This is a genomic window from Labrys wisconsinensis (assembly GCF_030814995.1).
GTDB lineage: Bacteria > Pseudomonadota > Alphaproteobacteria > Rhizobiales > Labraceae > Labrys > Labrys wisconsinensis.
Window position 1 is genome coordinate 218,619 of record NZ_JAUSVX010000009.1, and the last position, 23,806, is coordinate 242,424.

The window sequence follows — 23,806 nt, forward strand, 5'->3', positions numbered from 1 at the left end:
TCTCCGCGGCACCGCGCCTATTTCGCGGAAAGCCGCTCCGGAGGGGACTTGTACGGGTTGAGGATCTGCACCCCACGCCACGCCAGGTCCTTGGTGTTGCGCGTGACCAGAATCAGGCCGTGGACGAGGGCCGTCGCGGCGAAGCCTGTATCATCCACGTGCTTTTCCGATTGCGCCAAGGCCTCGCCCCAGACGCGCGCCACCTGCCGATCGACGGAAAGGATCCGCCCCTCTAAAGCATCGAAAATGGCACTGGTGCGCGTGGCGATCTGATCGGCCACGCCGGGCTTGGAAAACGCCAGCTTCGTCACGCCTTTGGCGACCTCACGGACGGTGAGCGCGCTGATCGCAAGCTCCGCGTCGTCGATCGTGTCCAACCATGCGCCGACATGTTCGTGCGGCACGGTCTTGCCCAGTTCCCGGAAGACATTGGTGTCCAGGAGATACTTCATTCGGCCGCTGCGCCGTCGAGCACCTCGTCGAGTTCATCGAGGCCGGCACCGCGCAAGGCCCGCTTGGCGGTCGTGCGCGGAAAGGGGCGGCCAGCCTTGGGATGCGCCTGCGCATAGGCCGTGGCGACTTGCACGTTCTCCCGCGACAGCGACGGGTAATCGACGAGCACGTCGTCCGCGGACAGCCCGCCGTCGACGAGCGCGGCGATCCGATGGACCTCGACGTCGGTGCCGCGGAGCACCGGCTCGCCGTCGCCGCGGAACTCCACTTTTTCCGCCAATTCGGCGAGGCTCGCCGTCCGCGTCTCCACCTCTTCGACAAGATCGCCGACCGCGACGCGGAAACGGCCGAAGCGAACCTCCCGGCCTCGTTCGAGCGGGGCTTGCCGGAGCGCTTCGTAGAACGCCATTCTTGCCTTGGGAGTAAGCTCGTCGCGAAGCTCCTTGATGGCGAAGAGATAGAAGAGATCCTGCCAACCGATCGCGCGCACGGACGCGCCGGCGCGTCGCAGCAGAACCGGCCGCACCGGACCGGAGTCCAGCGCTTTCTTGACGACGCGCACCGGCTCACGCAGGACGAAGGCCGCTTCCGCCGCCGTGAACTGAGCTGCCCTGGTCATGATCGCCTCACAACACGACCCTAAAATGAGGTCGAATTAGGACCGTGTCAACGTCGGCTCGTCGTGCCATTCCCCCTGTTGACAGATCGCCCCTGCGGGTATCGAAACGGCTGCTGAAACAGGCGGGATGGCCATGACTCAACTGCAATCCTTCGACGAGGTCAGCAACCCGGCGCAGGGCAAGGCGCGCATCGCGGCGCTGCGCAGGAAGCTCGCCGAGGCCGGGCTCGACGGCTTCGTCGTGCCGCGCTCGGACGAGCACCAGAACGAATATTGCCCGCCCTCGGAGGAGCGGCTCTCCTGGCTCACCGGCTTTGCCGGCTCGGCGGGCGTTGCCGTCGTGCTGATGAGCGAGGCCGCCATCTTCGTCGACGGCCGCTACACCGTGCAGGTGCGCGAGCAGGTCGACACCGCGGTGATCACGCCCCGCCACCTCATGGACGATCCGCCGGAGAAATGGCTCGAGGCCGTGCTGCGGCCGACCCAGAAGCTCGGCTTCGACCCGCGCCTGCACACCGTCGCCGAGGTGGAACGGCTGAAGGGTGCCTGCGAGCGCGCCGGCGCCGGCCTGATCGCGCTGGCCAAGAATCCGATCGATGCGATCTGGACCGACCGTCCCTCCCCGCCGCTGGCGCCGGTCGTGCTGCACGACGAGGCGCTCGCCGGCGAGAGCCCGGCCTCCAAGCTGGTGCGCATCCAGGACCGGCTCGGCGAGCTCAAGGCCGATGCGGTCTTCACCAACGATGCCCACGCCGTGGCCTGGGCCTTCAACATCCGCGGCGGCGACGTGGCGCACACGCCGCTGCCGCTGTCCTATGTGCTGATCCCGCGCGACGGCGAGCCGACCCTGTTCGTCGACGGACGCAAGCTCTCCAACGCCGTGCGCCACGACCTCTCCAGCTTCGCCGCGCTGATCGAGCCCGCCCAGATCGACGCCGCCCTGGCGGCGGCCGTCAAAGACAAGACCGTGCGGCTCGACCCCAACGTGGTGGTCGAGCATTTCGCCCGCGTCATCCAGACCGCCGGCGGCGTCATCCAGCGCGGCCCCGACCCGATCGCGCTGCTGCGCGCCGTCAAGAACGAGGCCGAGCGGGCCGGCGCCCGCGCCGCCCATATCCGCGACGGCGCCGCTGTCGCCCGCTTCCTCGCCTGGTTCGCCGAGGCGGCGCCCAAGGGCGGCGAGACCGAGATCTCGGCCGCCGAGGCGCTGGAAGGCTTCCGGGCGGAGACGGGCGTGCTGAAGGACCTGTCCTTCCCCTCGATCTCCGCTGCCGGCCCGAACGCCGCGATCCCGCATTACCGGGTGACGACGCAGTCGAACCGCCGGATCGAGCCCGGCTTCTTCCTGATCGATTCCGGCGCGCAATATGTCGACGGCACCACCGACATCACCCGCACCATCAGCGTCGGCGAGCCCTCGGCCCTGATGAAGGACCGCTATACCCGCGTGCTCAAGGGCATGATCGCCATCTCGCTGGCGCGCTTTCCCAAGGGCGCCGCGGGCTCGCAGCTCGACAGCTTCGCCCGTCAGGCGCTGTGGGAGGTCGGCACCGACTTCGACCACGGCACCGGCCACGGCGTCGGCTCCTATCTCTCGGTGCACGAGGGGCCGCAGCGCATCTCCCGCCTCGGCACCACGCCGCTGGAGGCCGGCATGATCCTGTCGAACGAGCCCGGCTACTACCGGGCCGGCGAGTTCGGCATCCGCACCGAGAACCTGGTCCTGGTCGAGCCGGTCGAGATCGACGGCGCCGAGCGGCCGATGTTCGGCTTCGAGACGCTGACGCTGGCGCCGATCGACCTGACGCCGATCGAGCCCGCCCTGCTCGGCGCCCGCGAGATCGCCTGGCTCGACGCCTACCACGCCCGGGTGCGCGAGACGCTGTCGCCGCTGGTCGACGGCCGCACCCGCGCCTGGCTGGAGCAGGCGACGCGGCCGCTGAATCGGGATGGCAGGAAACAGGCGTAAGGGATTGAGGAAGGAACGAGACCGGGGCATCACCCGCCACGTCATGGACGGGACAAGCCCGTCCATGACGTGGCGGGTTGAAATCTCGGCCTCCGACCTACTACTACCGCTCCGGCAAGCCCCGGACAGCCACACATGAAGCGGAAAAGCCCCATCATCCCATGAGGCCGCGCAGCGCCACCACGGAGGCGACGCCGACGACGATCGTCGCCAGCAGCGGCAGGCGCGTCGCCGCCAGGGCCGTGACCAGGGCGGCCAGGGTCTCGGCCCGCCCGCTTGCCAGCGCCACCGGAGCGATCACCGCGACCAGCACCGCCGGCGGGATCGCCTCGAAGGCCGCCTTGGTCCGGCCGGTCAGCACGAGGTGTCCGGCCAGGAAGATCCCGGCGATCCGCGTCGCGTAGGTGATGATCGCCATGGCGAGGATCGCGGCAAGGGTGATCGGATCGATGGTCATGCCAGGGCCTCCGCCGGGCTCGCCACGAGGTAGGCGGCGAGGATGCCGGCGACCGCGCCGGCCGGCACGTGCCAGGGCGCGCCGGCCGTGACCTTGACCAGGGCCGAGACCGCGGCACTGGCGGCGATGGTCGCCGCCGAGATCCGCCCCTTCCAGAAGCCGGCGACGAGGCCGATGAACAGCGCGGTGAAGGCGAAATCGGCGCCGAACCGGGCCGGGTCGCCCATCAGCGGGCCGATCAGCGCGCCGAAGGCGCTCCAGATCACCCAGTTCAGATAGAAGAAGACGGTCATGGCGAGATAATAGGTCGGGGTCAGCCGCGTGGCGGCGGCGCGACGCTCCGACATCGCCCAGTTCTCGTCGGCCATGGCGAAGAAGCCGAGGAAGCGCTGCGCCCTGGAGAAGGCGGTCGTCTTCGGCGCCAGCGAGGCGCCCATCAGGATGTGCCGGGCATTGATCAGCAGCGTGCCGAAGGCGAGCGCGGCGACCGGCGCCGGATGCACCCATTGCTCGATCGCCGCGAACTGCGCGCCGCCCGCGAACACGCAGGCCGACATCAGCACGGCCTCGAGCGGCGACAGGCCCTTGCCCACGGCGAGGGCGCCGAACAGCAGGCCGATGGGGATGGCGGCGAGCGCGGGCGGCGCGATGTCGGTCAGGCCGGCGCGGATCTCGGAAGCAAGGGACAAGGCGAACTCGCAAAACAGGCGGAGAGCGCATGCTGCTACGCCAGTCCCAATCACATCGTCTTGGACAAAAGGCGCGTTGCCGCTACCAAGGCCCGACAGACGGCCGGCCTCGCCCCGGCCTCCCCGGAGCGCGACGCCATGAAAGCCCTGGTCCAGGGCCGCTATCGCGGCCATGACGGCAAGGCGGCCGTCTTCGACGTCGGCGAAGGCGCGAGCCTCACGCTGCGCATCCTCGAGGGCGATATCGGCCGGGTGACGCTGCAGCGCCGGGACGGCTATCGGCTCGAGCGCGGCTGGTCGCTGGCGCCTGGTGGCGCCGAGCCGCCCTTTGCCGGCCGGCCGCGCGACGATGTCTCCGGTTTCGCCAACCCGCCGACGACGGTGACGGAGCAGCCGGGCCGCGTCCTCGTCTCGGCCGCCGGGCTCACGGCCGAGGTGGTGCTGGCGCCCTTCGCCATCGCCTGGCGCCGCGAGGGCGAGGCCGCCCCCTTCCTGCGCGACCGGTCGACCCAGGCCTATTTCCTCTCCAACCGGACGGGCGCCCTCGCCCATGCCATGGCGCGCGATCCCGAGGAGCGGCATTACGGGCTCGGCGACAAGGCCGGCCCGCTCGATCGCACCGGCCGGCGCTTCCGCATCGACGCGACGGACCCCTGCGGCTTCGACGCCGAGCTCTCCGACCCGCTCTACAAGATGCTGCCCTTCCTCGTCGTCGACGGGCCGCAGGGCGCCCACGGCCTGTTCTACGACAATCCGGCCACCGCGACGGTCGATCTCGGCTGCACGCTCGACAATTACCACGGACCGTTCCGCTCCTACCGGGCGGACGATGGCGATCTCGACTATTACGTCCTCGCCGGTCCGGCCATTCCCGATGTCGTCCGGCGCTTCTCCTGGCTGACGGGCGGCCAGGCCTTCGCGCCGCGCTGGTCGCTGGGCTTTGCCATGACCTCGATGGCGATCGCCGACGCTCCCGACGCCGATGCCCGCATCTCCGCCTTCATCGCCGACTGCCGGCGCCACGGCATTGCCTGCGACAGCTTCCATTTCGGCTCCGGCTATTCCTCGATCGGCGCCCGGCGCTATGTCTTCCACTGGAACCGCGACAAGTTCCCGGATCCCGCCGCCACCATGGCCCGGCTCGCGGCCGCCGGCATGCGCCCGGTGGCGAACGTCAAGCCCTGCCTGCTCGACGATCACCCCCGGCTGGCCGAGGCCAGGGGCGATGGCCTCCTGGTGCGGGACGGCCGCAGCGGCGACCCTGCGGTGGCGCAGTTCTGGGACGGCCTCGGCTTCCACATCGACTTCACCAACGAGAAGGCGCGCGCCTGGTGGGCGGACGGGCTGAAGTCGGCGCTGCTCGACGTCGGCGTCGCCTCCATCTGGAACGACAACAACGAGTTCGAGATCTGGGACGAGGACGCGGTCTGCGCCGGCGACGGCCGCCCCTTCGCCCAGAGCCTGGCGCGCCCGGCCCAGGCGCTGCTGATGACCAAGCTCGCCTACGAAACCCAGGCCGCGCAGGCGCCGGGCAGGCGCCCCTATGTCGTCAGCCGCGCCGGCCCGGCCGGGCTGGCGCGCTACGGCCAGACCTGGACGGGCGACAACGAGACGGCCTGGAAGACGCTGCGCTTCAACCTGGCCCAGGGGCTCAACATGAGCCTGTCCGGCTTGTTCAACATCGGCCACGACGTCGGCGGCTTCCACGGCCCCAGCCCCGGCCCGGAGCTGTTCTGCCGCTTCGTCGAATTCTGCGCGCTGTGGCCGCGCATGGTGATGAACTCCTGGAAGGCGGACGGCACCGTCAACCAGCCCTGGATGCATCCCGAGGTGCTGCCGCAGGTCCGCGCTGCCCTCGCCCTGCGCTCCCGGCTGATGCCCTATCTCTACACCCGGATGTGGCGGGCGAGCCGCGACCATGAGCCGGCGGTGCGGCCGCTGTTCTGGGACTTTCCGGCCGATCCGGCGGCCCGCACCGTGGACGACGCCTTCATGCTCGGCCCGGACCTGCTCGTCGCGCCGGTCCTCGTCGAAGGCGCCGTGACGCGCAGCCTCTATCTGCCGGCCCATCCCGGCGGCTGGTTCGACTGGCACGACGGCCGCCATGTCGAGGGCGGGACGGTGGTCGCCGTTCCCGCGCCGCTCGGGCGCCTGCCCCTGTTCGCGCGGGCCGGGGCGATCGTGCCCGTCGCGGACCCCGGTGCGCCGGCCGCCTCCCTCCCGGACCGGACCGTGCTGGTCTTCGGCGAGCCGGTCGACGCCTCGGCCGCAGACCTCTACGAGGACGACGGAGAGACGGCGGAGTGGCGCCGCGACGGGCTGCATGTCCGGTTCGAGCTACGGCGCACGGGCGAGACGCTGCTGCTTTCGGCTCGGCATCAGGGCGCGGATCCCTCCCGGCCGTGGCGGATCGGCGTGCGGCGGATCGGCACGCACGGCGACCTGCAGCTGCTGTCGTCGTCAGCCCTGGCGCTCGAGCCGATGCCCGCTGCCGGACCGGGCTGAGCTTCGAAGCAGGGCCATGCCGGCTCCGGAGATCGCCGGGCTCCTGACGTCGCCGGGCTGCGCTGCCTACGCTCGGAACGCCCCCGGCGTCACGCCCATCCGCGCCTTGAACACCCGGTTGAGGTGGCTCTGGTCGCAGAAGCCGCAGGCGAGCGCCACCTCGGACGGCGCCTGCCCGGCCATCAGCAGGCGCCGCGCCGCCCGGACGCGCCGGTCGGAGAGATAGGCGTGCGGCGTGGTGCCGGTCGCCTTGCGGAAGGCGCGCACCAGATGCGCCCGGTTCAGACGGGCGACGGCGGCCAGATCGTCCAGCGTCACATCCTGCGCAAAATGCCGGTCGAGATGGGCCCTGGCCCGCGCCACCGGGCCGCGCTCGTCGCCGACGGCCGGCATCTCGCCCAACCCGCCCCAGCGCGACAGCAGCTGGGCGAAGAAGCCGCGCAGCAGCGTGTCGCGCTGCAGGAGCGACGTCCGCGGATCGGCCAGGACGCCGTGCAGATGCGCCATGCGGGCCGAGAGCCCGGCGTCCTCGACCACGGACTGCGCAAAGCCCGGCACGCCGGCGAACGGCCGGTCGAACACGTCCTCGGCAATGCTGCGCATCAGCTCGACGGAAGGGTAGAGCGTGCGATAGACGAAGCCCGCGCCGGCCGGCTCGCCGTCGTGCAACTCGTCCGGGCAGACCACCGCCATGGTCCCGGTAGAGGCATAGCGCTGGGCGCCGCGATGATAGAAGGTCTCGCAGCCATCGATGACGGCGGCGACCGCGTAGGTCTCGTGCGTATGCCGGGCATAGCGGTGGGTGCGGAAGGTCGCGGACAGGCACTCCAGGCCGTCATAGCGCGGCTCGCGCCAGAATCGCACGGCTTCGCCGCGCGCGATGGCGCCCTCCAGCGTGGTGAAAGCGTTGGACACGAGCATCGCCCCTTATAGCGCGATGCGGGGACCCGTGCTTGGACGAAAGTTGCGCGGCCTCACCCGGCCGCGGCGTCGCCGCCCTCCCCGACCCGGCGGAACCATTCGTCCTCGTCGATGACCTCGACGCCGAACTCGCGGGCCTTGTCGAGCTTGGAGCCGGCGCCCGGCCCCGCCACCACCAGGTCGGTCTTCTTCGACACCGAGCCGGAGATCTTGGCGCCGAGCCGGTCGGCCATTGCCTTGGCCTCGTCGCGGCTGAGACGGACCAGCGACCCCGTGAACACCACGGTCTTGCCCGCCACCGGGCTTTCGGCCCGCGGCCGTTCCGCGTCGAGGATGGTGACCTGCCGCGTCAGCCGCTCGACGATCGCCTGGTTGTGCTCTTCGCCGAAATAGGCCTTGACCGCCGCCACCACGGTCTCGCCGATCTGGTCGATGGCGTCCATCTCGGCGCCGGCCTCGGCGTCGCCCTCGGCGATGCGCGCCGCCGCCGCCGCGAACGCGTCCCAGCTGCCATAGGCGCGCGCCAGCTGGCGGGCCGTGGTCTCGCCGACATGGCGCATGCCGAGCGCGTAGAGGAAGCGCTCCAGCGCGATCTCCCGCCGTGCCTCGATCGCCGCGAACAGGTTCTTCGACGAGGTTTCGCCGAAGCCCTCCTTGTCCTTGAGCTTCTTGAGGTTGGCGGCGTCGCGCTCGGCCAGGGTGAAGATGTCGGCTGGCTCGCGGATCGGCAGGTCCTCGTCCTGGAAGAACAGGGCGATCTGCTTTTCGCCGAGCCCCTCGATGTCGAAGGCGCGCCGCGAGACGAAATGCCGGAGGTGCTCCACCTTCTGGTACGGACAGGCGAACTCTCCGGAGCAGCGCCACACCACCCCTTCCTCGCCCGACGCCGTCACCTCGCGCTTCGTCGGCGTCTTCAACGGACAGGGGCAGACCTTCGGAAACTCGTAGTCGACGGTGCCCGTCGGCCTCCTCTCCTCGATATATCCGAGGACCTGCGGGATGACGTCGCCGGCGCGCTGCACGATCACCGTGTCACCGATCCGGATGCCCTTGCGCTTGATCTCGTCCTCGTTGTGCAGCGTGGCGTTGGACACCACCACGCCGCCCACCGTCACCGGCTGCAGCTTGGCCACGGGCGTCAGCGCCCCGGTGCGCCCGACCTGGATCTCGATGCCCTGCAGGATGGTGGTCGCCTTCTCGGCCGGGAACTTGTGCGCCGTCGCCCAGCGCGGCGAGCGCGAGACGAAGCCGAGGCGCTGCTGCAGGTCGAGGCGGTCGACCTTGTAGACCACGCCGTCGATGTCGTAGCCGAGCGTGGCGCGCATTCCCTCGATCCGGCGGTAATGCGCCAGGAGCTCCTCGGCGCCGGCGCAGCGCACCATCAAGGGGTTGATGGCGAAGCCCCACGCGCCGAAGGTCTGCACCACCTCATATTGCGTGCGCGCGGGCAGCGCGCTGTGGTCGCCCCAGGCATAGGCGAAGAAATGCAGCGGCCGGCTGGCGGTGATGCTGGCATCGAGCTGGCGCAGCGAGCCGGCGGCGGCGTTGCGCGGGTTGGCGAAGAGAGCCTTGCCCGCCGCCGCCTGGCGCTCGTTCATTCCGGCGAAGTCGGCATGGCGCATATAGACCTCGCCGCGCACCTCGAACACGGCGGGCGCCTCGCCCTTCAGCACCTGCGGCACGTCGGCGATGGTGCGGACATTGGCGGTGACGTCCTCGCCCTCGGCGCCGTCGCCGCGGGTCGCGGCGACGACGAGGCGCCCCTGCTCGTAGCGCAGCGAGCAGGACAGGCCGTCGATCTTCGGCTCGGCGGTGATGGCGAGCGGCTCGCCCTCGGGCCAGGCCAGGAAGCGGCGGACGCGGGCGACGAACTCGACGACGTCCTCGTCGGAAAAACTGTTGTCGAGCGAGAGCATCGGCACGCGGTGGCGCACCTTGGCGAATTTCTCGGACGGGGCCGCTCCGACCTTGTTGGAGAGGCTCTCGGCCGTCTTGAGCTCGGGAAAGCGCGCCTCGATCTCATTGTAGCGGCGGCGCAGCGCGTCGTACTCGGCGTCGGAGAGAACCGGCGCATCCTCGCCGTGATAGAGGCGGTCGGCCTCGGCGATCGCCCGGCCGAGCGCCTCGTGCTCGGCTGTGGCCTCGTCGGCCGTCAAAGTGTCGATGGGCTTGTCGGGCTGGGTGGTCATGGGGCTGGCCGGCTTGTCACGGCCATCGCTTAGCACGCCTTGGAAGCCATCCAAAAGCCCCGGTCCGGCACGGCGGCGAGCCCGCCGTGCCTGCCGCCCCCTGCCCCGGTCCCGGATTTGCCGGGACGGCCTGTCGGCGGGTTAGCCGGAAGATCCGGCTGCCCCGGGGCGGGAGGCGGGCAGCGTTCGAAACGACCCGCTTACGAGAGGTGGGCCGCCAGGAACTTGTTCAGCTCGAACATGGTGGTCGACTTCTTGCCGAACACCTTCTCGAGCTTGGCATCGGCGAGGATCTCGCGCTTGTTGCTGGGGTTCTGCAGCTTGTGCTGCTTGATATAGTCCCAGACCTTGCTGACCACCTCGGGACGCGGCAACGGCGCGGCGCCGACGATGGCGGCGAGCTCCGCCGACGGCTTCAGCGGCTTGAGCAGGGCCGGGTTGGGTTTGCGCGGAGCCTTGGCAGCCTCCGTCTTGGTCGCAGCTTTCGCCATAGATCTTCTCCTTGAACCAAGGGGGCGAGCCGCTTTGACGACTCGCCGCGCCCATAGCGCGCCATTGCTCCGTGGAACGGGGGGCTCGTCAATGCTCGCCGCCGGAAAATCGTGCCCGTGGACGATGTTTTTCCCGGTTTTCGGCAGGAACGGGGCTGCGCCGCCGGCCGAGGCGACCGGCGGGGTCGATTGATCAGACCATTGCGTCGTCCGAAGCCGTGCGATTCCCATCGTCTCGGTCGCAGGGCACGCCCCCTTCGCCCCGGCTGAAACGGCGCGGCTCAAGCCTCGCCGCCTCCGCCGACGATGTCGCGCGCCGCCTTCTCGATCAGCGCCCGCACCCGCTCTGCCTCGGCTGCGGTCCACGGCCCGCGCCGCATGTGCAGGGCCTGGCGCAGGGTGCGGAAGGCCTCCCTCACCGTCTCCGGCGTCGAGTGGCTGGCGAAGGCGCTGGCGGCGAGGTCCATGCGGGACAGGACGCCGCGCACCGCCACCTCGTTCTCCTTGAGATAGGCCTGGCCCGCCTCGGTGATGGTGTAGAGCTTCTTGGCGCCGCCCGCCGTCTCGCTGCGGATATAGTCCTGCTCCTCCAGGAGCGTCAGCGTCGGGTAGACTGCGCCCGGGCTCGGCGCATAGGCGCCGGCGAACTTGTCCTCGATGGCGCGGATCAGCTCGTAGCCATGGCTCGGCTTCTCACCGATCAGGGCGAGCAGCACCAGCCTGAGGTCGCCATGGGCGAAGACCCGCCCGCCCCGGCCGCCGAACCAGCCGCCGCGCGGGCCGAAGCCGCCGGGCCCCTCGCCCTCGAAATCGCCGCGGCCCCAGCGACCGCCGGGCGAGCAGTCGCGCTCGGCCCCGCGTCCGCCCCAGGGCCCGCCATGATGCCGCGCATGGTGGCGCTCGTGAAGTCGCTCGTGAAAACGTCCAAACATCAGATAGTCCTTTCATATCATCGTTGGATACGATCTTTAGATATATCGAAAGATATACCGCGTCAAGACGGAAATGAGAACGAGGCCCGGACATGACCGAGCGCTTGCGGCATGAAACCCAACGACGGCGTCAAGCCCGGCGATGACGGGACGGTTGCGGCAGGAATGGCGACGATCGCCCCACCCGCAACCGTCACGGGCGGGCTTGACCCGCCCATCCACGCGACCACCGGGCGTACAGTAAAAGGCGCCTGCCGTCGTCGCGCCCTCCCGGTCGAAGTCGCGTGCGCGTGGAAGGCCGGGTCAAGCCCGGCCATGACGAAACCGTTGAGGATGACAAGGAGACGGGGCCGCAGGCTTGACCGTCATGGGTGGGCTTGTTCCGCCCGTCCACGCGCACCGTCCGTGCAGGAAGAACGCCGGCCAGCCCCCGGCCCGATCTGCCCCCGGCGCGGTCAGCGCGCCTGCAGCAGGCGGTCGGCGGCGGCGCGGGCCTCGTCGGTGACATGGGCGCCGGCGAGCATGCGGGCGATCTCCTCGCGGCGGCGGGGGGCATCGAGCGCGACGACGCGCGTCGCCACGCGCTCGGCTTCGCCGGCGGCTTGCGCTTCCTTCGAGATCAGGAAGTGCGAGGCCGCCCGTGCCGCCACCTGCGGCGCATGGGTGACGTTGACCACCTGCACCCGCTCGGCCAGCCGCGCCAGGCGCAGGCCGATGGCGTCCGCCACCGCGCCGCCGACCCCCGAATCGATCTCGTCGAACACCAGCGTCGGCGCCGAGCCGCGGTCGGCCAGCGCCACCTTCAGCGCCAGCATGAAACGCGACAGCTCGCCGCCCGAGGCGACCTTCATCATCGGGCCGGGGCGCGTGCCCGGATTGGTCTGCACCCAGAACTCGGCGCGATCGAAGCCTTCCGGCGCGGCGAAGGCCTTGTCGGACTGCAGCTGCGTGGTGAAGCGGGCGCGGTCGAGCTTCAGCGGCGGCAGCTCGGCATTGACGGCGGCATCGAGCGCCTGCGCAGCCGCGTGACGACGGGCCGAAAGCTCCTGCGCCGCCGCCTCGTAGCTCTGCCGCGCCGCCCTCTCCGCCGTCTCCAGCGCCGAGAGATGCCCCTCGCCCTCGTCGAGCGCCGCCAGCTCCCCGGCATAGCGCTGGGCGAGCACCGGCAGGCCATCGACGGCGACGTCGAACTTGCGCGCCGCCGCCCGGAGCGCGAAAAGCCGTTCCTCGACGCGTTCGAGCTCGGCGGGGTCGAAATTCGCTTCGCCCAGCGCCGTCTCCAGGGCGATGCGCGCCTCCTCCAGCGCGTTCAAGGCCTGGTCCAGCGCCGCGATCGCCGGTTCGACCAGGCGCGGCACCTGCGCGCCGCGCCGCTCCAGCCGGCGAATGACGCTCGCCAGGCCCGGTGTCGGCGAAGCCGATCCCGCCACCCCCTCGTGCGCCTCCTTCAGGTCGACGGCGATCTTCTCCGCCTGCATCATGCCGGTGCGCCGCTCCGCCAGGACGAGCTCCTCGCCCGGCCGCACCGCCAGCTTCGACAGTTCCTCCACCGCATGGCGCAGCCAGTCGCCCTCGGCCCGGGCCTTCTCCATGCGGGCGCGATGCTGGGCCAGGGTCTGCGTCGCCCGGCGCCAGGCGCCATGGCGGCCGGCCACGTCGGCGGCGAGCCCCTCCAGCCCGCCGAAGGCGTCGAGCAGCGCCCGGTGCGAGGCCGCGTCGGTCAGCGCCCGATCGTCGTGCTGGCCGTGGATCTCCACCAGCGCCGCGCCGGTGGCACGCAGCACCTGCACGCTCACCGGCTGGTCGTTGACGAAGGCGCGCGTGCGTCCGTCCGCCATCTGCACCCGTCGCAGGATCAGGTCGCCGTCGTCGGCGATGTCATTGGCGCGCAGCACCGCCCGGGCGGCGTGGCCGGCGGCCAAGTCGAACACCGCCGTCACCTGCCCCTGCGGCTGGCCGTGGCGCACCAGGCCGCCGTCGCCGCGCCCGCCGAGCGCCAGGGAAAAGGCGTCGAGCAGAATCGACTTGCCGGCGCCGGTCTCGCCGGTCAGCACCGTCAGGCCGGTGGCGAAGGCGAGATCGAGCCGGTCGATCAGGACGATGTCGCGGATGGCGAGCTGAACGAGCATGCCCAGCCTTATAGCGCGACGGAGGCCTTTGTCTCAGCCCTCGCCGGGGCCGAATCACATCGTGATGACGTTCTTGAAGGCCTTGCTGATCCAGGATCCCTCGTCCTCGCGCGGCTCCAGGCCGTGCGACTGCACCAGGGTGTAGGCGTCCTTGTACCACTGGCTGTCGGGGTAGTTGTGGCCGAGGATCGCCGCGGCGGTCTGCGCCTCGCTCGGCACGCCGAGCGCCATGTAGCATTCGGTCAGGCGGCTCAGCGCTTCCTCGACGTGGCGGGTCTGCTGGAACTGCTGCAGCACGACCTTGAAGCGGTTGGCCGCGGCGGACGGGTTGTTCTGGTTGAGATAGAAGCGGCCGATCTCCATCTCCTTGCCGGCGAGCTGGTCGCGCGTCACCTGGATCTTGTACTTGGCGTCGTCGGCATATTCGGAGGTCGGCCAGCGCTTGACGATCTCCTGGAATCCGTCGAGCGCCTTCAGGGTGCGCTGCTGGTCGCGGGTGATGTCCGGGATCTGGGCATAGTTGGAGCTGGCGTAGAGATAGGCGGCGTAGGCGGCGTCGGGGCTCTGCGGATAGAGGTTGACGTAGCGCTGCGCCGCGGTGATGGCGTCGTCGTACTTGGCCGCCTCGTAGTTCGAATAGGCGGTCATCAGGATGGCCTTCTTCGACCATTCCGTCTGGGGATACTCGCGGTCGACCTGCTCGAAACGCTTGGTCGCCTTGGTGAAGTCGCGGTCCTTCAGCGCCACGAGGCCCTGGTTGTAGAGCAGGTCCGCCGGGTCGGTCGGCTGCGTCTTGTAGGTCACGTCATCGTCGCCGAACAGCGAGCAGGCGCCGAGCGGCATCGCCAGGCACACGATGGCGGCGGCACGAATCGCCAGCCGGGCCATGGTGGAGCGGGGCGTGGGAACGGAACGCAGCGGCATCGAACACGGTCCTCGACAAACGGAGCGGCCCGCCCTTCGGCGCGGCCAGATCAGGTGCGATCTTGTAGCGGATCGATCGACCGATTGCCACCGCGTCGATCCCGGACCGCCACCCTTTCGGGACCGCTGTGTCATTGCGGCAAGACAACCGCGGCGAAAGCATGGCGGCGCCCGCGCCGCCGTCCGCTCAGTTGGTGTCGGGAGCGAAGGCCGCCACGGCCAGGCCCGCCGACAGCTCGGCATGGCCGGTCTCGCGCCGCACCGGCTGGTCGAGAATCGTCCAGTTCGCGTCGGCGGCGAACAGCGCCTCCAGCACCATGAAGTTCAGCCGATGCCCGCCGCAATAGGAGCGGAAGCGGCCGATCAGGGGGGCGCCCGCCAGGGCGAGATCGCCGACCGCGTCCAGCATCTTGTGGCGCGCGAACTCGTCGGGATAGCGCAGGCCCTCCGGGTTGAGCACCCGATCCTCGCCGAGCGCCACCGAGTTGTCGAGCGAGGACCCGAGGGCGAGGCCCAGCTTCCAGAGCTGCTCTACGTCCTTGACGAAGCCGAAGGTGCGCGCGCCGCTGAGCTCCTTGCGGAACGTCTCGGGCGTCAGGTCCAGCACCTTGCGCTGGCGGCCGATCAGCGGCGTATCGAAATCGATCTCGACGTCGAGCTGGAAGCCGCGCTCGGCGGGGAGCAGCTCCGCCCAGGCCCGGCCGAGATCGACGCGCACGGGCTTCAGCACGCGGATCAGGCGGCGGCGGACGCGCAACGTCTCGACGCCGACCTGGTCGATCGCCGCGACGAAGGCCCGCGAGGACCCGTCCATGATCGGCATTTCCGGCCCGTCGATCTCGACGAGGACGTTGTCGATGCCCATGCCGCGCAGGGCCGCCATCAGATGCTCGATCGTGCCGACCGAGCCACGCGCCGGGTCGCCGATCACCGTGCACAGCCGCGTGTCGATGACCGAGCCGTGCAGGGCGGGAATCTCGCGCTCGCGGCCGCCTTCGAGATGGGTGCGCTGGAAGATGATGCCGGTATCGGGCTCGGCTGGGTGCAACGTGATCGAAACCGGCTTGCCGGAATGGACCCCGATCCCTTCGAGGGAAACGTGATCTTTGAGTGTGGTCTGCGAGCCGTATTTCATGTGCACATTCCACAGGCCACTCCGCCGGACCCGGCGGAGAGTTCTCTCGAACCCGCGTAGCGACCTGATACCTGTTTGACCCCGAGGGCCCCTTGCCACCCGCAGAATCACACGGGGGGACTGGAGCCTCTGTATGCATCGCACACTAAGCAGACTGGCACGCGGAAGCCAAATCACCCTTTGTTACGGTCTGTAACATCAAAATGTCCGGATCAGCCTATCCCCGATTCGTGAAGGGTTTCAAAACAATACGGCCCGGACCTGATGTCCGGGCCGAGCTCTTGGGGGCGCTCCCGACGCTCAGTTGGAATGGCGGCGCAGGAAAGCCGGGATCTCCAGCTGGTCGTCCTCGATGGAGCGGACCGGCGCCGGCGGCCGCCCGTGCGAATCGAGCTGGCCCTGCGCCGGGCGATAGCCCGGGCCGGCATGGGGCGCGGCCGGACGGCGGCCGGCATCGGCGACGACCCGCGGCTGTGGCGCCGCCGGCGCCACGCGCGGCTCGGCCGGGCGCGGTGCCTCTTCCGGCGCTTCCTGCCGGCCGAGGCCGACGGACGCGAGGCGCTGCAGCAGCGTCATGCGCTTGCGGTCCGGCTGCGGGGCGATCTGCTCATCGGAGCGCTGCGCGGCGATCTGGGCCTGGGCCGGCATCGGCAGCTCCTCGATGCGCGGCATGCGCGGCGGGCGCACCGCCGCCCGCTCCGGCGTCGGCGGCACGAAGGCATGGGGCTCCGGCGGCAGATGCGCCTCGGGCGCCCGCTGCTCCTCCATCACCGGCTCGATGAACAGGGTCGGCTTGGGGGCCATCGAGCGGAGCGTGACGTCGTTGGTCTCGGCCAGGATCGGCTGCGGCTCCATCGCCTCGACCGGCACCTCGACCGGCTGGACCGGCGCGGCCGGGGCCGGGCGCGCTGCCGGCTGCGGCCGCTCGGCAGCGGCGCTCTGTTGGCGCAGGCGCGAGGTCATCTCGGCGAGGCGCAGGTCGTTCTGCGAGGGGGAGGCCTGCTGCAGCAGCGACGAATCGATGCCGGTGGCGACGACCGACACGCGCATGATGCCTTCCAGCGCCGGATCCTGCGTGGCGCCGAGGATGATGTTGGCTTCCGGGTCGACCTCCTCGCGGATGCGGGTCGCCGCCTCGTCGAGCTCGTAGAGCATCATGTCGGGGCCGCCGGTGATCGAGATCAGGAGGCCGCGCGCGCCCTTCATCGACACGTCGTCGAGCAGCGGGTTGGCGATCGCCGCCTCGGCGGCGAGGATCGAGCGCCGGTCGCCGGACGCCTCGCCCGTGCCCATCATCGCCTTGCCCATCTCGCGCATCACGGCGCGCACGTCGGCGAAGTCGAGGTTGATCAGGCCGGGCTTGACCATCAGGTCGGTGATCGAGGCGACGCCGGAATAGAGCACCTGGTCGGCCATGGCGAAGGCATCGGCGAAGGTGGTCTTGTCGTTCGCCACCCGGAACAGGTTCTGGTTGGGGATGACGATCAGCGTGTCGACGCTCTTCTGCAGCTCGGCGATGCCGGATTCGGCAATGCGCATGCGGCGAAGGCCCTCGAAATGGAAGGGCTTGGTCACCACGCCGACGGTGAGGATGCCGACCTCGCGGGCGACGCGGGCGATGACCGGTGCGGCGCCGGTGCCGGTGCCGCCGCCCATGCCGGCGGTGACGAACACCATGTGCACGCCGTTGAGGTGGTCGCGGATCTCGTCGATCACTTCCTCGGCGGCGGCGCGTCCGACCTCGGGCTGCGAGCCGGCGCCGAGGCCCTCGGTGACCTGCACGCCCATCTGCACGATGCGGTCGGCCTTGGAGAGCGTCAGCGCCTGGGCATCGGTGTTGGCCACGACGAAATCGACGCCCTGCAATCCGGCCTCGATCATGTTGTTCACGGCGTTGCCGCCGGCGCCGCCGACCCCGAACACGGTGATCCGCGGCTTGAGCTCCCGGATGTCAGGCATCTTGAGGTTGATGGTCATGGCTTGCCTCTTGATCGAAAGCGCGAAGCCGCGCCCCCTCCGTTAAGTCCTACACGAGGCCCGAAGGCCGTTACCCCTGCCCAGCAGAATCAGAAACGTCCTGATTTGCGAAGCGAATTCAGAAACTGTCCTTCAGCCAGCGCCCCACGCGGGACATGTAGCCGTCCGTGCCGGTGGCGAGCCCCCGGCCGAACGACTGCGGTTCGAAATGCTCGACGCCCGCCACCTGCGGATAGACCAGGAGCCCGACCGAAACCGAGAAGGCCGGCCCCTTGGCCGCCTCCGGCAGTCCCGTGACCCCGAGAGGGCGCCCGACGCGCACCTGCCGGTCGAGGATCTTGCGGGCGAGGTCGGGGATGCCGGTGAGCTGGCAGGCCCCGCCCGTCAGCACGACCCGGCGACCGGCCTCGGCCCAGGCGCCCGACGCCTTCAGGCGATCGCGCACCAGCTCCAGGATCTCCTCGATCCGCGGACGGATGATGCGCACCAGCTTGGAGCGCGGCACCTGGTGCGGCCCCTCGCGGTCGTCGTCGCTGACCGGCGGCACGGCGATGGTCTCGCGGTCGTCCGAGGGGCTGGCGATGGTGGCGCCGTAGAGCACCTTCAGCCGCTCCGCCTCCGACAGGCGCGTCGACAGGCCCCGCGCCACGTCCATGGTCACGTGGGCGCCGCCGACCGCCAGCGCGTCCGCATGCACGAAATGCCGGTTGGAGAACACGGCGACCGAGGTGGTGCCCGCGCCCATGTCGATGACGGTGGCGCCGAGCTCGGATTCGTCGTCCACCAGGGCGGAGAGCCCCGCGGCATAGGGGGTCGCCACCATGGCCTCGACGCCGAGATGGCAGCGCTCGATCGCCAGCATCAGGTTGCGCGCCGGCGTGCCCTCGGTGGTGACCACGTGCATGTCGACGCCGAGGATGCGCCCGAGCATGCCGCGCGGGTCGCGGATGCCGCGCACCCCGTCGAGCGTGTGCTCGATCGGCAGCGAATGGATCACGGCGCGCCGGTCCCGGCCGGAATGGCTGGCGCCGACGTCGAGCACGCGGTGGATGTCGCCGTCGGCGACCTGGTGGCCGGCGACCTGGACCGTGGCGGAATAATGGGTGCTGGCGATGCGCCCGCAGGACAGGTTGACGATCACCGAATCGACCCGCACCCCGGCCATGCGCTCGGCGGCATCCACCGCCTGGCGGATCGACAGCTCGGCGAGGTCCATGTCGACCACGGCGCCGGCCTTGACGCCGCGCGCGCGCTGGTGGCCGATGCCGAGGATCTGGGCCTGGTGGGTGCGGCCGGGAAGCAGGTCCGCGCCTTCCAGCGGCCGCAGCTTGGCGATCAGGCACACGACCTTGTTGGTGCCGATGTCGAGGATCGACAGCACCGCCGTGCGCTTGGGCGGCAACGGCTTCAGCCGCGGGGTCAGACCGCTATCGAAGGGACGACTCATACCGGATCTGCCTTCTTCTTCGGACGCTTGGCCAGCATGGCGGCGCGGGCGGCGGCGGCATCCTCGCTGAGGCGGAAGGCGACACGGTCGGGCATGCGCAGATCGGCGATGAGCACGTCCTTCTCCAGCACCTTGGCCTGCGCCTCCAGCCCCGCCAGCGCGGCGAGCGCCTTGGCCGGATCCTCCTCGGGCAGGCGGATCAGCACGCCGTTGTCGAGGGCGAGGTTCCAGCGCCGCTCGGCCACCAGCACCGCAGCCCGCACCCGGGCCTTGAGCGCCGGCACCTGGTCGAGCACGGCGGCGATCTCCTTGGCGCGCACGTTGGCCCCGTCCCCGACCAGGAAGGGCAGCCGGCTGAAGCGGCCGTCGCGCAGGTCGTCGATCGGCGTGCCGTCGGCCGAGATCACCTTGATGGCCCCGTCCTTCTGCCAGAGCCCATAGGGCTGCCGCTCCTCGATGGAGAGCGACAGCGTGTCGGGATAGAGCTTGTGCACCGTGGCGGTCTTGACCAGCGGCAGGGCCTGCAGCCGCTCGCGCGCCGCCTCGGCGTCGAGGAACAGCAGCGAGGAGACATTGGTCACCCCCGCCGCGCCGAGGATCTCCTGATCGGTGAGCTCGCGCTGGCCGGTGATGGCGACGGTGTCGATGCGGAAGCCGCAGGCATTGGCGATCATGTCGGCCGGCGTGCCATAGGCCGCGACCATGCGCTGCCAGCCGCCGCCGAGCTGGCCGCCGTAATAGCCCGTGGCGCCGATGAGGGCGAGCGCCAGGACCACGCCGACACCGCGCGGCGGATGGGCCAGCCGCCGCGCCAGCCAGGAGCGGCGGCGCCGCGCCCGCGGATCCGGCTCGGGCTCCGCAGGTCGCGACGAGGTCAGAAGGGACAGTCTCGGCATGGGGCTTCGGACCGGCGCTCGTCGGCGCGATGATCGGCGAAAGCCGATCACGCGGGGTGTCTGAGTCCGGAAAGCGTCAATCCGACCGATCTGCTTCACGACCCATTAACGCTAGCTTTCCGACATGGCGGTAAACAATCGGTTACTCTTTCGGGTAAACACCCCCGGCGCGCCCACAAATTTCGTTAACCATTGTTGAGAAATTGCCTACGCCGCGCCGGCCGGACGGCCTCCAGGCGACGGATGTGTCTCAGACAGGCACACCCACCCGCTTGATCTCCCACTCCAGCTCCACCCCGCTGGTCGCCTTGACCCGCTCGCGCACGGTCTCGCCGAGTGTCTCGATATCGGCCGCGGTCGCCCCGCCGAGATTGACCAGGAAATTGGTGTGGAGCGGCGAGACCTGCGCCGCGCCGATCGTCAGACCCCGGCACCCCGCCCCGTCGACCAGCTGCCAGGCCGAGCGGCCGGGCGGGTTCTTGAAGGTCGAGCCGCCGGTGCGGGTGTTGACCGGCTGGGTGGCGGAGCGCTGCTCGGTGATCTTCTGCATCTCGGCCAGGATCTCGGCCGGGTCCCCCGCCGAGCCGGCAAAGCGCGCCTGGGTGAAGACGAGATCGGCCGGCGCGCCGCAGCGGCGATAGGCGAAGGCCATCTCGGCCGGGCCGAGCGTCACCACCCGCCCGTCGCGCGCCACGGCGCGGGCCGAGACGAACACATCCTTGACCTCGCCGCCATAGGCCCCGCCGTTCATCCGCAGCGCCCCGCCGACGGCGCCGGGAATGCCGCGCAGGAAAGCCAGGCCCCGGATGCCGGCCTCCGCCGCCGCCCGCGCCACCTTGACGTCGGGCGCGCCGGCGCCGGCCGACACGGCCAGGCCGTCGGCCGCGATGTCCTGGAAGCCCCTGCCGAGGCGGATGACCACGCCCGGCACGCCGCCGTCGCGCACCAGGAGGTTGGAGCCGAGGCCGATCACCAGCCAGGGAACGTCGGCGGGCAGGGCGGCCATGAACAGGGAGAGGTCGGCCTCGTCCTCGGGCGAGAACAGGACCTGCGCCGGCCCGCCGGTGCGGAACCAGGAGAGCGGCGCCAGCGGCGCATTGGCCTCGAGCGGACCGCGCAGCCCGGCCGCCCCGGCGCGCAGGAAGGGGGTGATGTCCGGGAAGGTCATGGCATGGTCCTCATCGGGGCAGCCCTCAGGATTCGGGCAGCGCCCGCGGGCGGCGGTCCGCGCCGATGGCCACGAAGGTGAACACCGCCGCCGTCACCCGGGAGCTCACGTCCTCCTCGCGCCGCCGGCGCCAGGCCTCGATCTCGATCTTCATCGAGGTGCGCCCGGTCTCGACGATGCGGCCGTAGAAGCTGACCTCGTCGCCGACCAGCACCGGCTTGAGGAAGGCCATGCCGTCGACGGCGACGGTCACGGTGCGGCCGCGCGCCCGGCGGGTGGCGATGTTGCCGGCCGCCAGGTCCATATGCGCCATCAGCCAGCCGCCGAAGATGTCGCCGGCCGGGTTGGTGTCCGCCGGCATGGCGATGGTGCGGATGACGGGCGCCTCGTCCGGCGGCATGGCATCCCCCTGCCCGCTCATCGCCATCTCATCCCAGCGCCGCCAGCTCTCCCGGCAGCGCATAGGCCCATTGGGTGATGTTGCCGGCGCCGAGGAGCACCACGTAGTCGCCGGGCCTGGCCTCGGCGGCAATCAGGCCAGCCAGCGCTCCCGGCCGGTCGAGGCCGACGACCTGGCGATGGCCGCGGGCACGGATGCCGGCGATGAGATGCGCCCGGTCCGCGCCCGGGATCGGCGCCTCGCCGGCCGGGTAGACGTCGGCGACGATCACCATGTCGGCATCGTTGAAGCAGCCGCAGAACTCGTCGAACAGGCTGGCGAGGCGGCTGTAGCGGTGCGGCTGCACCACGGCGATGACCTTGCCCGTGGTCGAGGCCCGAGCCGCCTTGAGCACGGCGGCGATCTCGACGGGATGGTGGCCGTAATCGTCGAACACGGCGACGCCGTTCCAGTCGCCGGTGCGGGTGAAGCGCCGCTTGACGCCGCCGAAGCTCTCCAGGCCCTTGCGGATCGCCTCGGCGCTCATGCCGAGCGTGTGGGCCACCGCCACCGCGGCCGTGGCGTTGAGGGCGTTGTGGCCGCCCGGCATGGGCAGGCCGAGGTCCGGCAGCTCGGTCACCGCCCCGGTCTTGCGGTCGCGCACCACGATCTTGAAGCGGGAGCGCCCGCCGGAGAGGTCGAGGTCGACGAGGCGGACATCGGCCTGCGGGTTCTCGCCATAGGTGACGACGCGCCGGTCCTCGATGGTGCCGACCAGGCTCTGGACCACGGGATGGTCGAGGCACATCACCGCGAAGCCGTAGAACGGGATGTTCTCGACGAAGGCGCGGAAGGCCTCCTTGATCGCATCGAAGGTCTTGAAATGGTCGAGGTGCTCGGGGTCGATATTGGTGACGATGGCCACGTCCGTCGGCAGCTTCAGGAAGGTGCCGTCGCTCTCGTCGGCCTCAACCACCATCCAGTCGCCGGCGCCGAGGCGGGCATTGGTGCCATAGGCGTTGATGATGCCGCCGTTGATCACCGTCGGGTCGAAGCCGCCGGTGTCGAGGAGCGTGGCCACCAGCGAGGTCGTCGTGGTCTTGCCATGGGTGCCGGCGATGGCGACACAGGTCTTCAGGCGCATCAGCTCGGCCAGCATCTCGGCCCGCCGCACCACCGGCAGGCGGCGCTCGCGGGCGGCGAGGAGCTCGGGATTGTCGCGCTTGATCGCGGTGGAGACGACCACCACCTCGGCATCGCCGAGGTTCTCGCCGGCATGGCCGACGAAGGTCCGGACGCCCTTGTCCTTCAGGCGCCTGACGTTGGTGTTGTCCGCCGCGTCCGAGCCCTGCACGGTATAGCCGAGATTGACCAGCACCTCGGCGATGCCCGACATGCCGATGCCGCCGATGCCGACGAAGTGGATGGGGCCGATCTCGCGGGGCAGCTTCATGGAAACGGGTCTCGATTCGCCGGGGGGCGTTTGCCGGTTGATATCGCAAGATTGCGACCGGGGGAAATGGCAGCGGCTTGTCGAGCCTTGACAGGGGCATTGCCCGATATGACGTTGGGGAAGATGACTCTTCAACCATCCTTGGGGCGAGCAAACCCGGAGCAGCGATGCCGACCCTCTTTGCGTGGGCAACGCCTGCCGCTGTTCCGGGTGCGCCGGTCGATCACACGTGGGTCACAAGCTACGACAATCGCGTCCACGCCTATCCGACGGCGGGCGCCGTCGCCGCCGCGAAACAGGACTGCTGGTTCTGCTGGGGGGCGTTCCATGCCAGCGGGCGCACGCCGGCGAGCCCAACAGGCAGCCTCGGGCAGCAGAAGGGATCTCCGAGTCTCGCCAGATGCCTGGTCACCTCCAATGCCGATTGCGGCACCATCCCTGCAGCGCGGGGCACCATCTTCGTCTATGGTGTGGATGGGGTCTGCCATCAATTGGCCAATCAGGTCCTCTATGCAACCGGCACTGGAAGTGCCGCTGCCTTGACCGTCAGGATGGCGCGTGGATATGTCGCCAGTGCGTTTCTCTACGGGACTTATGGCCTCCAGCCATCGGCCTGGACCGCGCGGACGGCGCATTGCGGCAGCCGGGTCGGCGGCGCCAGCCAATATCCTTACGCGGCGGGCGGCGCGTCGCTTCAAGGAACGGATGACAGCCCGCCGGGCGCCGGCCAAGGAGGCGCAGCCATGACCACAGCCGACGAGTTCGAAGCTGTCGCCCGCTCGGTGCTCCGGGACGAGCCCGACCTGCTGGGGAGGCTTCTGTCATTGCGCGGGGAATCCCAGCAATTCGTCGCCCAGCGCTGGCCGGGACGGACCTCTCCGGGTGCGGCTGCGCTGAATGCCCGCAATCAGCAACTGCTGGACGAAGCTGCCCAGTTGCTGGGAGCCGAGAAATTCGAGCGAATATTCGGCTTTCCCATGGGTGAGGTCATCCATCTGGTCGATCCAGCCATGGCTCCCTCTCCGATCCGGCGGGAACACTCCCGATAGATCGCCGCCGGCGGAACCGCGCCG

General features: G+C 70.2%; 20 protein-coding genes. 3 read left to right on the plus strand and 17 right to left on the minus strand.

The features are described 5' to 3' along the window. Positions 1 to 17: 17 nt before the first annotated feature. Entirely contained in the window at positions 18 to 452 is a 435-nt protein-coding gene (locus QO011_RS23095) for a type II toxin-antitoxin system VapC family toxin (protein WP_307277074.1), read from the minus strand. Continuing rightward, on the minus strand, positions 449 to 1,072 hold the full coding sequence (locus tag QO011_RS23100; protein ID WP_307277077.1) for a DUF433 domain-containing protein: 624 nt from the start codon (positions 1,070 to 1,072) through the stop codon (positions 449 to 451). The genes QO011_RS23095 and QO011_RS23100 overlap by 4 nt, the downstream gene beginning before the upstream one ends. Before the next feature lie 127 nt (positions 1,073 to 1,199). On the opposite strand from QO011_RS23100, the gene QO011_RS23105 reads away from it, so the two are divergent. Then, positions 1,200 to 3,041, plus strand: coding sequence for an aminopeptidase P family protein (locus tag QO011_RS23105; protein ID WP_307277084.1), 1,842 nt, complete (start codon positions 1,200 to 1,202; stop codon positions 3,039 to 3,041). 154 nt (positions 3,042 to 3,195) lie between these two features. On the opposite strand, the gene QO011_RS23110 is transcribed toward QO011_RS23105, so the two are convergent. Together QO011_RS23110 and QO011_RS23115 are read right to left on the minus strand one after the other, a co-directional pair. Further along, positions 3,196 to 3,498 carry an AzlD family protein gene (locus QO011_RS23110; RefSeq protein ID WP_307277087.1) on the minus strand — a complete coding sequence of 101 codons (303 nt, stop codon included), beginning with the start codon at positions 3,496 to 3,498 and terminating at the stop codon, positions 3,196 to 3,198. After that, on the minus strand, positions 3,495 to 4,187 hold the full coding sequence (locus tag QO011_RS23115) for an AzlC family ABC transporter permease (RefSeq protein ID WP_307277090.1): 693 nt from the start codon (positions 4,185 to 4,187) through the stop codon (positions 3,495 to 3,497). The genes QO011_RS23110 and QO011_RS23115 overlap by 4 nt, the downstream gene beginning before the upstream one ends. A 138-nt stretch (positions 4,188 to 4,325) precedes the next feature. On the opposite strand from QO011_RS23115, the gene QO011_RS23120 reads away from it, so the two are divergent. After that, complete coding sequence (locus QO011_RS23120) at positions 4,326 to 6,692, plus strand: glycoside hydrolase family 31 protein (RefSeq protein WP_307277093.1); 2,367 nt, start codon at positions 4,326 to 4,328, stop codon at positions 6,690 to 6,692. A gap of 66 nt (positions 6,693 to 6,758) precedes the next feature. Here the strand turns inward: QO011_RS23120 and QO011_RS23125 are convergent, their stop codons facing one another. The 13 genes from QO011_RS23125 to murC all read right to left on the minus strand — a co-directional run bounded on the left by QO011_RS23125 (position 6,759) and on the right by murC (position 22,733). Then, positions 6,759 to 7,607, minus strand: coding sequence for an AraC family transcriptional regulator (locus tag QO011_RS23125; RefSeq protein WP_307277097.1), 849 nt, complete (start codon positions 7,605 to 7,607; stop codon positions 6,759 to 6,761). A 59-nt stretch (positions 7,608 to 7,666) separates the two neighbouring features. Then, on the minus strand, positions 7,667 to 9,802 hold the full coding sequence (gene ligA / locus QO011_RS23130; RefSeq protein ID WP_307277100.1) for an NAD-dependent DNA ligase LigA: 2,136 nt from the start codon (positions 9,800 to 9,802) through the stop codon (positions 7,667 to 7,669). Between the two features lie 200 nt (positions 9,803 to 10,002). Then, on the minus strand, positions 10,003 to 10,293 hold the full coding sequence (locus tag QO011_RS23135) for an SWIB/MDM2 domain-containing protein (protein WP_307277102.1): 291 nt from the start codon (positions 10,291 to 10,293) through the stop codon (positions 10,003 to 10,005). Between the two features lie 281 nt (positions 10,294 to 10,574). Then, entirely contained in the window at positions 10,575 to 11,225 is a 651-nt protein-coding gene (locus QO011_RS23140) for a PadR family transcriptional regulator (protein ID WP_307277105.1), read from the minus strand. 455 nt (positions 11,226 to 11,680) lie between these two features. Next, on the minus strand, positions 11,681 to 13,354 hold the full coding sequence (recN, locus tag QO011_RS23145; RefSeq protein ID WP_307277107.1) for a DNA repair protein RecN: 1,674 nt from the start codon (positions 13,352 to 13,354) through the stop codon (positions 11,681 to 11,683). Positions 13,355 to 13,408: 54 nt separating this feature from the next. After that, positions 13,409 to 14,278 (minus strand): outer membrane protein assembly factor BamD, encoded by an 870-nt coding sequence (locus tag QO011_RS23150; RefSeq protein ID WP_307277110.1) that lies wholly within the window; start codon positions 14,276 to 14,278, stop codon positions 13,409 to 13,411. A gap of 187 nt (positions 14,279 to 14,465) precedes the next feature. After that, entirely contained in the window at positions 14,466 to 15,413 is a 948-nt protein-coding gene (gene lpxC / locus QO011_RS23155; protein ID WP_307277113.1) for a UDP-3-O-acyl-N-acetylglucosamine deacetylase, read from the minus strand. 300 nt (positions 15,414 to 15,713) lie between these two features. Then, positions 15,714 to 17,390, minus strand: a complete 1,677-nt coding sequence (ftsZ, locus tag QO011_RS23160; protein ID WP_307277116.1) for a cell division protein FtsZ — start codon at positions 17,388 to 17,390, stop codon at positions 15,714 to 15,716. Between the two features lie 118 nt (positions 17,391 to 17,508). Then, the gene (ftsA, locus tag QO011_RS23165) at positions 17,509 to 18,837 is read right to left on the minus strand and encodes a cell division protein FtsA (RefSeq protein WP_307277118.1); all 1,329 of its coding nucleotides are present in this window, start codon (positions 18,835 to 18,837) and stop codon (positions 17,509 to 17,511) included. Next, positions 18,834 to 19,733: a cell division protein FtsQ/DivIB gene (locus tag QO011_RS23170; protein ID WP_307277121.1), complete on the minus strand. Its 900-nt coding sequence runs from the start codon at positions 19,731 to 19,733 to the stop codon at positions 18,834 to 18,836. Before QO011_RS23170 ends, ftsA begins: the two co-directional genes overlap by 4 nt. A 250-nt stretch (positions 19,734 to 19,983) precedes the next feature. Further along, positions 19,984 to 20,901 (minus strand): UDP-N-acetylmuramate dehydrogenase, encoded by a 918-nt coding sequence (gene murB / locus QO011_RS23175; protein ID WP_307277124.1) that lies wholly within the window; start codon positions 20,899 to 20,901, stop codon positions 19,984 to 19,986. A gap of 25 nt (positions 20,902 to 20,926) precedes the next feature. Beyond that, positions 20,927 to 21,322, minus strand: coding sequence for an acyl-CoA thioesterase (locus QO011_RS23180; protein ID WP_307277127.1), 396 nt, complete (start codon positions 21,320 to 21,322; stop codon positions 20,927 to 20,929). A gap of 7 nt (positions 21,323 to 21,329) precedes the next feature. Continuing rightward, positions 21,330 to 22,733 (minus strand): UDP-N-acetylmuramate--L-alanine ligase, encoded by a 1,404-nt coding sequence (murC, locus tag QO011_RS23185; protein WP_307277130.1) that lies wholly within the window; start codon positions 22,731 to 22,733, stop codon positions 21,330 to 21,332. A 167-nt stretch (positions 22,734 to 22,900) separates the two neighbouring features. On the opposite strand from murC, the gene QO011_RS23190 reads away from it, so the two are divergent. Beyond that, complete coding sequence (locus QO011_RS23190) at positions 22,901 to 23,782, plus strand: hypothetical protein (protein WP_307277132.1); 882 nt, start codon at positions 22,901 to 22,903, stop codon at positions 23,780 to 23,782. Positions 23,783 to 23,806: the final 24 nt, after the last annotated feature.

Coding starts and splice junctions, on each gene's coding strand:
- ftsA (WP_307277118.1), bottom strand. CDS start 18,837: ATGAGTCGTCCCTTCGATAGCGGTCTGACCCCGCGGCTGAAGCCGTTG.
- ligA (WP_307277100.1), bottom strand. CDS start 9,802: ATGACCACCCAGCCCGACAAGCCCATCGACACTTTGACGGCCGACGAG.
- ftsZ (WP_307277116.1), bottom strand. CDS start 17,390: ATGACCATCAACCTCAAGATGCCTGACATCCGGGAGCTCAAGCCGCGG.
- QO011_RS23100 (WP_307277077.1), bottom strand. CDS start 1,072: ATGACCAGGGCAGCTCAGTTCACGGCGGCGGAAGCGGCCTTCGTCCTG.
- QO011_RS23120 (WP_307277093.1), top strand. CDS start 4,326: ATGAAAGCCCTGGTCCAGGGCCGCTATCGCGGCCATGACGGCAAGGCG.
- QO011_RS23110 (WP_307277087.1), bottom strand. CDS start 3,498: ATGACCATCGATCCGATCACCCTTGCCGCGATCCTCGCCATGGCGATC.
- QO011_RS23170 (WP_307277121.1), bottom strand. CDS start 19,733: ATGCCGAGACTGTCCCTTCTGACCTCGTCGCGACCTGCGGAGCCCGAG.
- lpxC (WP_307277113.1), bottom strand. CDS start 15,413: ATGAAATACGGCTCGCAGACCACACTCAAAGATCACGTTTCCCTCGAA.
- QO011_RS23095 (WP_307277074.1), bottom strand. CDS start 452: ATGAAGTATCTCCTGGACACCAATGTCTTCCGGGAACTGGGCAAGACC.
- recN (WP_307277107.1), bottom strand. CDS start 13,354: ATGCTCGTTCAGCTCGCCATCCGCGACATCGTCCTGATCGACCGGCTC.
- murB (WP_307277124.1), bottom strand. CDS start 20,901: ATGACCTTCCCGGACATCACCCCCTTCCTGCGCGCCGGGGCGGCCGGG.
- QO011_RS23135 (WP_307277102.1), bottom strand. CDS start 10,293: ATGGCGAAAGCTGCGACCAAGACGGAGGCTGCCAAGGCTCCGCGCAAA.
- QO011_RS23140 (WP_307277105.1), bottom strand. CDS start 11,225: ATGTTTGGACGTTTTCACGAGCGACTTCACGAGCGCCACCATGCGCGG.
- QO011_RS23190 (WP_307277132.1), top strand. CDS start 22,901: ATGCCGACCCTCTTTGCGTGGGCAACGCCTGCCGCTGTTCCGGGTGCG.
- QO011_RS23180 (WP_307277127.1), bottom strand. CDS start 21,322: ATGAGCGGGCAGGGGGATGCCATGCCGCCGGACGAGGCGCCCGTCATC.
- QO011_RS23150 (WP_307277110.1), bottom strand. CDS start 14,278: ATGCCGCTGCGTTCCGTTCCCACGCCCCGCTCCACCATGGCCCGGCTG.
- murC (WP_307277130.1), bottom strand. CDS start 22,733: ATGAAGCTGCCCCGCGAGATCGGCCCCATCCACTTCGTCGGCATCGGC.
- QO011_RS23105 (WP_307277084.1), top strand. CDS start 1,200: ATGGCCATGACTCAACTGCAATCCTTCGACGAGGTCAGCAACCCGGCG.